The 10,051-nt window shown below is 69.6% G+C and carries 7 protein-coding genes and 2 pseudogenes; 7 read left to right on the plus strand and 2 right to left on the minus strand.

Annotated features, from left to right (window positions below; all coding sequences use genetic code 11):
- Positions 1-328 precede the first annotated feature (328 nt).
- From J4Z35_RS14880 to J4Z35_RS13010, 6 genes and pseudogenes are all read left to right on the plus strand, one after another.
- A pseudogene (locus tag J4Z35_RS14880) lies at positions 329-906 on the plus strand (DUF6803 family protein).
- 31 nt (positions 907-937) lie between these two features.
- A complete protein-coding gene (locus J4Z35_RS12990) occupies positions 938-1,651 on the plus strand; it encodes a response regulator transcription factor (RefSeq protein WP_006945505.1) in 714 nt (237 codons plus the stop codon).
- Positions 1,652-1,719: 68 nt separating this feature from the next.
- Positions 1,720-2,757, plus strand: coding sequence for a HAMP domain-containing sensor histidine kinase (locus tag J4Z35_RS12995; RefSeq protein WP_243755092.1), 1,038 nt, complete (start codon positions 1,720-1,722; stop codon positions 2,755-2,757).
- A 57-nt stretch (positions 2,758-2,814) separates the two neighbouring features.
- Entirely contained in the window at positions 2,815-4,299 is a 1,485-nt protein-coding gene (locus J4Z35_RS13000; RefSeq protein WP_006945529.1) for a multicopper oxidase family protein, read from the plus strand.
- Positions 4,300-4,485: 186 nt separating this feature from the next.
- Positions 4,486-4,800, plus strand: coding sequence for a hypothetical protein (locus tag J4Z35_RS13005; RefSeq protein ID WP_136788871.1), 315 nt, complete (start codon positions 4,486-4,488; stop codon positions 4,798-4,800).
- A 46-nt stretch (positions 4,801-4,846) separates the two neighbouring features.
- Positions 4,847-7,171 carry a copper-translocating P-type ATPase gene (locus J4Z35_RS13010; protein ID WP_074041341.1) on the plus strand — a complete coding sequence of 775 codons (2,325 nt, stop codon included), beginning with the start codon at positions 4,847-4,849 and terminating at the stop codon, positions 7,169-7,171.
- 33 nt (positions 7,172-7,204) lie between these two features.
- Here J4Z35_RS13010 and istB read toward each other — a convergent pair whose 3' ends face one another.
- Together istB and istA are read right to left on the minus strand one after the other, a co-directional pair.
- A complete protein-coding gene (gene istB, locus J4Z35_RS13015; protein ID WP_074041343.1) occupies positions 7,205-8,011 on the minus strand; it encodes an IS21-like element helper ATPase IstB in 807 nt (268 codons plus the stop codon).
- Complete coding sequence (gene istA, locus J4Z35_RS13020; RefSeq protein ID WP_144694389.1) at positions 8,008-9,678, minus strand: IS21 family transposase; 1,671 nt, start codon at positions 9,676-9,678, stop codon at positions 8,008-8,010. Before istA ends, istB begins: the two co-directional genes overlap by 4 nt.
- Positions 9,679-9,922: 244 nt before the next feature.
- On the opposite strand from istA, the pseudogene J4Z35_RS13025 reads away from it, so the two are divergent.
- A pseudogene (locus tag J4Z35_RS13025) lies at positions 9,923-10,051 on the plus strand (IS30 family transposase); the annotation flags it as partial.

Genomic DNA, 10,051 nt, shown 5'->3' on the forward strand with positions numbered 1-10,051 from the left:
CGCGTGGCCCACAATCGTGCAAGACGTGCATTACACGAGACACAGATAGACAGGGGTGGCTCTGTCAACTTCGATTGGCCCCATGGTGACGGTCTGTTCTGGCCCCATGTCTACCCGGAGACCGGCTTGACCGAATCTTCACATTCCCTTGCCCGGGCCTCGATGTGGGGCTTCGAGGCTTGTGGCCACGACCTCGAACGAGAACTCCTCCCGTACAGTGCCGCTGTTTGCCCTGGGTGTCGGCACTCTCGCAGCTGCCGCCTTGGCCCTGATCGCCCCTGACTTGACCTCGGGGTCGGGCATGGAGGGGATGCCGATGACCCATTACATGGGACTGCTGGCCGTACGGCAGCCGTGGAACCTCCTGTTGTTCATGGCACTTCCGGTGGTGCTGGCCGAAACCCTTGCGATCACCGAGCTGGTGATGCTGCTGGCTCGTCGCGGTGATCGGCCGGCGCCGGGATGGGTGACGAAGGTGAGTCACTGGGCCGGGCTGCTGGCGGGTCCGGTGTGGGTGTTCATCGGCCAGCACCTGCTCATCACTGCCGTGGTTCCGCTGACGGTCCACGGCGGCTGGCGTGGCCCCGCGGACGTGATCGCTGTCCTTTCCTACCTGGCCGGTGCCTGCCGCTACTGGTGATCAGCCTGCTGGAGGCCGGACTCTTGGGTCGCAGCGAGGCCGGGCGCCGTCGCCTGCACGTGGCGATGGTGGCCGTGTTCCTGGTGGTGGCCCACGTCGCGATGATCTTCGGCATGCTCGACCCTGCCGTCATGGGCTACACGCCGACGGCACCCGCCTCAACGCAGCACGACATGGTCAGCATGCCGGGCATGAACCACGACATGGGTGGCATGACGGGCATGGACCACTCGACGATGATGCCCAGTGCCGCACCGTCGAAGTGATCCCCGGCCGGGTTCGTGGTGAGGTGGTGTCATGAATAGCGCGTCTGCTGCGGTTGCGCCGAGTGTCCTGGTCGTCGACGACGAGCCGGTTCTGTCGGGCACGGTGAAGAACTACCTCGAGCGGGCCGGCATGTCGGCCCAGACCTGCGGCGACGGGCTGGTCGCGCTTGACCTTGTCCGGGCCACGGCCCCCGACGTGGTGGTGCTGGACCTGGGCCTGCCGGGCATGGACGGGGTGGAGGTGTGCCGCCAACTGCGCACCTTTAGCGACTGCTACGTGTTGATGCTCACGGCCCGCGCCGACGAGGTCGACAAGCTGATCGGGCTGTCGGTCGGCGCGGACGACTACATGACCAAACCGTTCAGCCCGCGCGAGCTGGTGGCCCGCATCCAAGTACTGTTGCGGCGCCCCCGCGCCGGCGGTGCGGGCACCACGGCCTCGGTCCTGCGCATCGGCGCCCTCACCGTGGACCAGTCGTCTCGTCGGGTGGAGCTCGACGCCTCACCGGTGGAGCTGACCCGTACCGAGTTCGACCTGCTGCAGGCCTTGGCCGAACACCCCGGCCGGGTGCTGAACCGCCGCCAGCTCACCGACGCCGTGTGGGGCGAGGACTGGGTCGGCGACGACCACTTGGTCGACGTGCACATCGCGCACTTGCGCAAGAAGCTCGGTGACGACCCCTCCCAGCCTCGGTTCGTGCAGACGGTGCGCGGCGTCGGCTACCGGATGGGCCGAGGGCAGTGATGCCGCCCAACCCGCGCGGCAATTGGGGACGCCGACTGCTGTGGACCCAGATGGCCGTGGTGGCGGCGATGGCCGCCACCATGGTGCTGACGGCCCTGCTGGTCGGCCCGGCATGGTTCCGAATGCACATGCACGAAGCCGGCCACGCCCAGCCCGACGTCGTCGAGCACGCGCAGCAGGCCTTCCACGACGCCGGCCTGGTGTCACTGGCCGTGGGTCTGGGCACCGCGATGCTCGCCGCCCTCGGGGTCGCCACCGTCCTCAACCGGAACCTGTCGCGGGGGGTCGAAGCCCTCGTGGACGGCGCCCAACAGGTCGCCGCCAGACACTACGACCAACCCGTCACGATGACCTCGGCCAGCCCCGAGCTGGCCCAGGTCGCCAACGCCTTCAACCACATGGCCAGCCAGATCGCCTCCACCGAGCAGACCCGACGACGCATGCTCACCGACCTGGGCCATGAGCTGCGCACCCCGCTGGCCGCCACCCAGGTCACCCTCGAAGGACTGCAGGACGGTGTGGTCGACTTCACCCCCGCAACCGTCGAGATCCTGCTGCGGCAGAACCAGCGGCTTGCCGCCCTGGCCGCCGACATCTCCGAGGTGTCGCGTGCCGAGGAAGGCCGCATCCCGCTGTCCCTGAGCCACCAGGACCTCGCGCAGGTCGTGACGGCCAGCGTCGCCGCAGCCCGCCACGCCTACGACGCCGCCGGGGTGACGCTGCACGCCCAGAGCGTCCTCGGCCTGCGCGTCGACGTGGACGCCGCCCGCATCGGGCAGGTCTTGGACAACCTGCTGCGCAACGCCCTGCAACACACGGTGGCCGGCAACCGGGTCGAGGTCACGATGGGACACGAGCACGACCGGGCCGTGGTCCGCGTCATCGACAACGGCGTCGGCATCCCCACCGAGGCCCTCACCCACGTCTTCGAACGCTTCTACCGTGTCCAGGACACCCGCACCCGCGATGTCGACGGCGGCACCGGTGTCGGCCTGGCGATCTCCCGCGCCATCGTCCGCGCCCACGGCGGCGACCTGACCGGCCACAGCGACGGCCCCGGCCACGGCGCGACCTTCGCGCTGGCACTGCCCACCGTGACTTCTTGACCAGATCTTGACCAACCCTTGCCGGGGGCTTTATCCGCGCCCGACAGGCTCGAGGACATGAACACACTTTCCCGCCGCCACGTCCTGTTCACCGGTCTCGGTCTGGCCGCGGCAGGGGCCTTGAGCGCCTGCGACGCCAAGAACACCCCGGCCGCAGCACCCGCCGCGCCGAACTCCCCGCTGACGATCCCAAGCCAGACCCCGCTGGCCGCCGCCCCCGGCACGAAGACCGTCAACCACGTCCTCACGCCCCGGCCGGTCACCCTCGACCTGGGCGGCGTCACGGCCAGGACCTGGGCCTACGACGAGACCCTCGACGCCCCCGTCCTGCGGACCCGCGCCGGTGACCTGCTGCAGGTGCGCGTCGACAACAAGCTGCCCACCAGCACCTCCGTCCACTGGCACGGCATCGCCCTGCGCAATGCCAGCGACGGTGTGCCCGGCGTCACCCAGCAACCCATCGAGGCCGGCAGCAGCTTCACCTACCAGTTCGTCGCCCCCGACCCGGGAACCTACTTCTTCCACCCCCACACCGGGGTGCAGATCGACCGCGGCCTGTACGAGCCGCTGGTCATCGACGACCCCGCCGAACCCGGCCGCTACGACCACGAATGGGTCATCACCCTGGACGACTGGACCGACGGTGTCGGCACCTCTCCCGACGATATCCTCGCCGCGTTCAAGGCCCAGAACGGCACCGTGTCCAGCGGCATGAACCACGACATGGGCGGCATGGACCACGGCATGTCCCCCCTGGGCGACGCCGGCGACGTTACATACCCCCATTACCTCGTCAACGGCCGCGTCCCCGCCGCACCCCGAACCCTGACCGCCAAGCCCGGGCAGAAGGTGCGACTGCGCGTCATCAACGCCTCCTCCGACACCATCTTCAAGCTCGCCCTGCAGGGCCATCGACTCACCGTCACCCACACCGACGGTTTCCCCGTGACCGCCACCGAGGCCAGCGCCGTCTACCTCGCGATGGGAGAACGACTGGATGCGACCATCACGCTGGGCGACGGCGTGTTCGTGCTGCAGGCCGCGCCCGAGGGCAAGAAGGGCACCCCGGCCCGGGCCATCGTGCGCACCGGCTCCGGCAGCGTACCGACCCCGGACACCCGCGTCGCAGAACTCGACGGCAAGGCCCTGCTGACCACCCAGCTCAAGCCCGCCGACAGCGCACGACTGCGCGACCGCAAGCCCGACATCACCCTCGATGTGGCACTCAACGGCCAGATGAAGCCCTACGCGTGGGGCCTCAACGGCAAACGCTTCGGCGAGGACACCCCACTTGCCGTGAGCCGCGGCCAACGCGTCCGGCTGCGGATGACGAACATGACGATGATGGCCCACCCCATGCACATCCACGGCCACACCTGGGCCCTGCCCGGCAGCGCCGGGCTGCGCAAGGACACCGTCCTGATCCGCCCGATGGAGACCGTCGAGGCCGACCTGCAGGCCGACAACCCCGGCACCTGGATGCTGCACTGCCACAACATCTACCACGCAGAACTCGGCATGATGACGACCCTGCGCTACTGACATGCCCCGGCCGATGCCGGCCACTCAAGCCTGCACTGATGGTGCGGCTGCCCGCTGCGGCAACCGCACCATCACCGTCTGCAGGTCTTGACCAGACTTTCACCAAAGCTCGGGGGCGCATTGACCTCGCCCCGTCACCATGGAAGTGGAAGGAAAACCCCTTCCCCGAGCAGACAAGGACACGCCATGTACACCAGCCCCGACCAGACCCCCCGCTCCTTCGGCGAGGACCCCCGCCAGCCCCTGCCCGGCCCCATGACCGACGAGGACCCCAGCAGCACCACCCACCAGCACGGCGCGGCCCACCAGCACGGCAAGCCCCACCACTGGATGCACCTGCTGATGTGCGCCCCGATGCTGCTCGTGGTCGTCGGCTACCTGTGGGCCGGACGTGCCAGCCTCGCCGCCGGCGGTGTCGTGGCCGCCCTCGTGCCCGCCATCGGCTGCATGCTCATGATGTGGCTGATGATGCGCATGATGGATCACGGCTCCCAGCACTGACCACCGCCCCGCCATCCACCGGCAGTACCGTCTCGAGGAGCACCCCATGAACCACCCGGCCGCCACCGCCACCCACGACCACACCACCCACTACACGTGCTCCATGCACCCCGAGGTGACCAGCGACCACCCGGGACGCTGCCCCAAGTGCGGGATGTTCCTGCAACCCGCCGGCGGCGGGGACGCGCCGGCCGCCCAGCACCACGACCACCCGACCGATCACCAGCACCCCATGGGCGAGCCGGCGGTGGTGGCCGGTGCGGTCGCTGCAGGGGACTGGACCTGCCCGATGCACCCCGAGGTCCGCAGCGATGGCCCCGGTGACTGCCCGATCTGTGGCATGGCGCTGGAGCGGGTCTTGGCCGGGCTCGACGAAGGCCCGAACCAGGAGCTCGTCGACATGCGTCGCCGGTTCCGGGTGGCGGCGGTGCTGAGCGTGCCGCTGGTGGCGATGGTGATGGTGCCCATGGTGCTGGGTCGTGCGCTGCCCGGCAGCGTCGCGCCGTGGCTCGAGCTCGCCCTGTCGACGCCAGTGGTGTGGTGGGCTGGGTGGCCGTTCTTCGTGCGCGGCGCGAAGTCGGTGGTCAGCCGTCACCTGAACATGTTCACCCTGGTGTCGTTGGGTGTCGGTGCCGCGTGGCTGTACAGCGTGGTCGCGGTGCTGGCGCCGGGGCTGTTCCCATCCGGGATGCGGGTGATGGACGGCCGGGTCGGCACCTACTTCGAGGCCGCGGCAGTCATCATCACCCTGGTGCTGCTCGGCCAGGTCCTCGAGCTGCGGGCCCGCGACCAGACCTCCGGCGCGATCCGCGCCCTACTCGACCTGTCACCGGCCACCGCGCACCGCATCGGGGCCGACGGCACCGAGACCGACGTGCCGGCCGCCGAGCTGCAGCTGGGCGATCGGTGCCGGGTGCGGCCGGGCGAGAAGGTGCCGGCCGACGGCACCGTGGTCGATGGTCACGCGTATGTGGACGAGTCGATGATCACCGGCGAGCCGGTACCGGTCGACAAGAGCCCCGGTGACCGGGTCATCGGCGGCACGATCACCCAGGGCGGCAGCCTGGTGGTGGAGGCCACTGGTCTGGGCGCTGACTCGACCCTGGCCCGGATCGTCGACCTGGTCTCCCAGGCGCAGCGGTCCCGCGCCCCGATCCAGGGACTGGTCGACAAGATCTCGGCGGTGTTCGTGCCGGTCGTGATCGCCGTCGCCCTGGCCACCTTCGGGTTGTGGCTGGCCATGGGCCCGCAGCCGCGGCTTCCGTTCGCGATCGTGGCCGCCGTCAGCGTGCTGATCATCGCCTGCCCGTGCGCGCTGGGCCTGGCCACGCCAATGTCGATCATGGTCGGGGTGGGGCGCGGCGCCAGCGAGGGCGTGCTGGTCAAGAACGCCGAGGCCCTCGAACGACTGCAGAAGGTCGACACCCTCGTCGTCGACAAGACCGGCACCCTCACCCAGGGCCGCCCCAGCCTGGTCGACCAGCAGGGCGTCGACGGACGTGACGACGCGCAGGCACTGCTGCTCGCCGCGGCTGTGGAGGCCGGCTCCGAACACCCGCTCGCCAGGGCCGTGGTCGATGCTGCCCGCCAGACGGGACGCACGGTGCCGGCAGCCAGCGCCTTCGCCGCCCACCCGGGTGGCGGTGTCAGCGCCACCGTCGACGGCCAGCGCGTGCTCGTCGGCAGCCCCGCCTTCCTGGGCAGCCAGCAGGTCGACACCCATGGCCTGGACGCCGTGGTGGAGGCCTACCGTCGTCGTGGTGCGACCGCGATCGTCGTGGCCGTCGACGGCCGGCCGGCCAGTGTGATGGCCATCGCTGACCCGCTCAAGGCGACCACCGCGCGGGCGATCGAGGACCTGCGTCGGCGCCGGATGAAGGTCGTCATGCTCACCGGCGACAATGCCACGACTGCCCGGGCCATCGCCGACGAGCTGCACATCGACCAGGTCGTCGCCGACGTCCTGCCCGACCAGAAGCACGGCCACGTGCAGGCCCTGCAGGCCCAGGGCCACGCCGTCGCCATGGCCGGCGACGGCGTCAACGATGCCCCCGCCCTTGCCGCGGCCGATGTGGGTGTGGCCATGGGCACCGGCACCGACGTGGCCATCGAGAGCGCCGACGTGACCCTGCTCGGCGGCGACCTCGCTGCCCTGGTCAAGGCCCGCGACCTGTCGGTCGACACGATGCGCAACATCCGCCAGAACCTGGTCTTCGCGTTCGTGTACAACGTGGTCGGCATCCCGCTGGCCGCTGGCGCCCTCTACCCGGCCTTCGGCTGGCTCCTGTCGCCCGTCATCGCGGCAGCCGCCATGGCCCTCAGCTCGGTCAGCGTGATCACCAATTCCTTGCGGCTTCGTCGCCGCCGCTGACCCCAAGAGCCCAGCCGGTCGTTGTTCACCCCATCACAGATGCCGTGCGCGGGTGTGGGCGAGGCGGTAGGAGTTGGTGCCGGTTTCGATGATGGTGGCGTTGTAGGTGAGACGGTCGACGATCGCTGCGCACAGGCGGGGGTCGGTGAAGGTGTCGGTCCAGGCGGAGAAGGACTGGTTGGACGCGATCGCGATGGCGTTCTTCTCCTCCCGCTCGGTGAGGACCTGGAACAACAGCTCCGCGCCTCGCCGGTCGAGTTCCATGTAGCCGAGTTCGTCAATCACGAGGAGATCGACGCGGCCGTAGCGGTTGATGGTCTTGGTGAGTTGTTTCTCGTCGGCGGCTTCGACGAGCTCGTTCACCAGGCGGGTGGCGAGGGTGTAGCGGACGCGGTAGCCCTGCTCGGCGGCGGCGGTGCCGAGTGCGATGAGCAGGTGGGATTTGCCGGTGCCGGAGTCCCCGATCAGGCACAGCGGGTCACCGCGGCGGATCCAGTCGCCGGTGGCGAGCTCGTTGATGGTGGCGGGGTTGATGTTGGGGTTCGCGGTGAAGTCGAAGTCGGCAAGCCATTTCTCGCGGGGGAAGCCGGCGCTCTTGATGCGGCGCAGGGTGGAGCGGCGGTCGCGGTCGTCGACCTCGGTCAGGAGGAGTTCGGCGAGGAAGCCTTGGTAGGTGAGTTGTTCCTTTGTGGCGGCCGTCACGGCGTCGTCGACGACGGCGCGGATGGTGGGCAGCCGAAGCCGGCGGCAGGCCTGGTCGATCGCGGCCTGCGCGGCTTGTTCGGTCAGGCCCTGACGCCGGCGAAGGCTCGCGGGGCGGCTGGTGCTGGTGGTGGTCATGGGGTTCCTGTCTGGGTGTGATGGTGGACCTCGGCGGGGGCCGGGGTGGGGTTGGGTTGGCGTCGGCGCAGGAGTTCGTCGTAGGCGGTGACGGTGGGTAGGGGCCGGGTGTCTTCGGGCAGGTGCGCGATGACCTGGTGCGGGTTGGTGGGGCGTCGGGGTGGCAGGTTCACGACCGTCCCACCCCTGGCCGGGGCGGCCGGAGTTGCGGGTGTGTGGGTGGTGGCGTGGCGGCGGGCTTCGACGGCGACGACGTCGGGGCTGATCGCGCCCACCGACAGGGCCGAGGTGATGCCGGCGATCACCGCCTCGGACGGGAGGGATCGGTGGAGCAGGAGCACGTCGATCAACGCTTGGGTCCCGGCGACGTCGCCGCTGGTCTTGCGGGCCGCGGCCCAGAACGCGTCGTGGGCTGCGGTGAATGCTCCGGCGGCGCGGGCCTGCGCGAGGGCGGTGGAGCCGGGGAACGCGCCGGGCTTGTGGCGTAGGACTTCGAGGTAGTGGTCCAGCTCGACCCGGGTCACGCCACGGGTGCCGAGGCGGGGGTGAGTGGCGACGACGGTGCGGCCCTCGAACACGACCACGCACGAGGCCCGCAGGGACACGCGGACGCGTTGCCCGATCAGGTGCGCGGGCACGGAGTACTTGACCATGCGGACCGTGATCAGGGCAGAGCGATCGACCCGGGGGTGGAGGATCAGGCCGGGGTCGAAGTCGTCTGCTGGCAACGGTGCCAGGTGTGGGAGTTCGGCGCGGTAGTCCTGCCCGATCGTGTTCGCGTGGCCGGTGATGCGGCGGGTGTTGTCGTCGACTTCCCAGGCGCGGATCTTGTCGTTGAGTTCGTCCAGGGAGGCGACGTCGGGCATGGGGGTGAGGTGGTTGCGGCGGAACCAGCCGACCTCGCCCTCGACGCCGCCCTTCTCGTGGGCGCCGTCGATGCCTGGCTGGCAGTAGAACGCGTCGAAGCCGTAGTGGGAGCGGAACAGCACCCAGCGTTCGTTCTCGTCGCGTAGCCGGTTCCCGCCGTGGATGACCTGCACGACGGCGGAGGTGAGGTTGTCGTAGCGGATGTGTCGGGTGGGGATGCCGCTCAGGGCGTGGAAGGCCTCGATGTGTCCCTCGAGGAAGGCTTCCTGCCCGCCGGTCGGGTAGACGCGGTGGATGGCCTTGCCGGAGTGGGACAGGCGGTAGACGAACATGTGGCACTTGGTCTTGACGCCGTCGAGGATGACGTAGACCTCGCCGAAGTCGACCTCGGCCTCCGCGCCGGGGGCGTGGTCCTGCGGCACCATCGCCTCCACCCGGCGCCCGGCCTCCAGATCGATCTGCGCGCGCCGGACCCGCACGTAGTCCCGCACCGTGGAGTAGGACAGGTCGGTGGCGCCGTGTTCGTCGCGTAGCCGGGCCAGGATCCTGGTCGCGGTATGGCGCTGCTTGCGCGGCGCGGTCAGGTCATAGGTGAGCATCTCGTCGATCGCCGGCTTGTACGGATCCAGGCGCGGTGCCGTGCGGACCGGTTTCTTGCGGGGTGGGGGTTCGGCAGCGGCGAGTGCCTGGCGGACGGTGCGGCGGTGGACTCCGTGCTTGCGCGCGAGCTCGCGGATGGACAGACCATCGACTCGCGCGTCATGGCGGATGTCGGCGTACAGCTGCACTCGTGACCCCATCTTGGCTCCCTTGCCCTCGCGACTGGTTCCCAGTGATGGGGACCAGCGTGAAGGGGTGGGGCCAGTTCAGACCGTCAACACCCCGGCAAGTCGCACGCGGGGCCAGATCAAGCCGTCACAACGGGGCCAGACCAAGCTGTCACAACCACAGGGGTGAAGCGCCCTGGGTTTCGTTCCGCGCTTATGTGGTGAGGAGGGCTCTCGTCTGGGGGTTGATCGTAAGCCGCTTGGGACTGCTGCACGGTCGCTTCCGCAGCAAAGTGCGTCAGACGATCACGTGGGACCGGGGTAAAGAACTCTCCGGGCACGCACAGTTCACGCTGGAGACCGGCACGCGCGCGTTCTTAGCCCCCGCTCACCCGCCCCTTTTCAA

Origin of the sequence: Dermacoccus sp. NHGro5 (genome assembly GCF_017565385.1) — a bacterium.
In the GTDB taxonomy this organism is placed as follows: Bacteria; Actinomycetota; Actinomycetes; order Actinomycetales; family Dermatophilaceae; genus Dermacoccus; species Dermacoccus nishinomiyaensis.

Excerpts from the sequence above, each read along its gene's own strand:
- J4Z35_RS13005 (WP_136788871.1), top strand. The coding sequence starts at position 4,486 with ATGTACACCAGCCCCGACCAGACCCCCCGCTCCTTCGGCGAGGACCCC.
- J4Z35_RS13010 (WP_074041341.1), top strand. The coding sequence starts at position 4,847 with ATGAACCACCCGGCCGCCACCGCCACCCACGACCACACCACCCACTAC.
- J4Z35_RS12995 (WP_243755092.1), top strand. The coding sequence starts at position 1,720 with ATGGCCGCCACCATGGTGCTGACGGCCCTGCTGGTCGGCCCGGCATGG.
- J4Z35_RS12990 (WP_006945505.1), top strand. The coding sequence starts at position 938 with ATGAATAGCGCGTCTGCTGCGGTTGCGCCGAGTGTCCTGGTCGTCGAC.
- istA (WP_144694389.1), bottom strand. The coding sequence starts at position 9,678 with ATGGGGTCACGAGTGCAGCTGTACGCCGACATCCGCCATGACGCGCGA.
- istB (WP_074041343.1), bottom strand. The coding sequence starts at position 8,011 with ATGACCACCACCAGCACCAGCCGCCCCGCGAGCCTTCGCCGGCGTCAG.
- J4Z35_RS13000 (WP_006945529.1), top strand. The coding sequence starts at position 2,815 with ATGAACACACTTTCCCGCCGCCACGTCCTGTTCACCGGTCTCGGTCTG.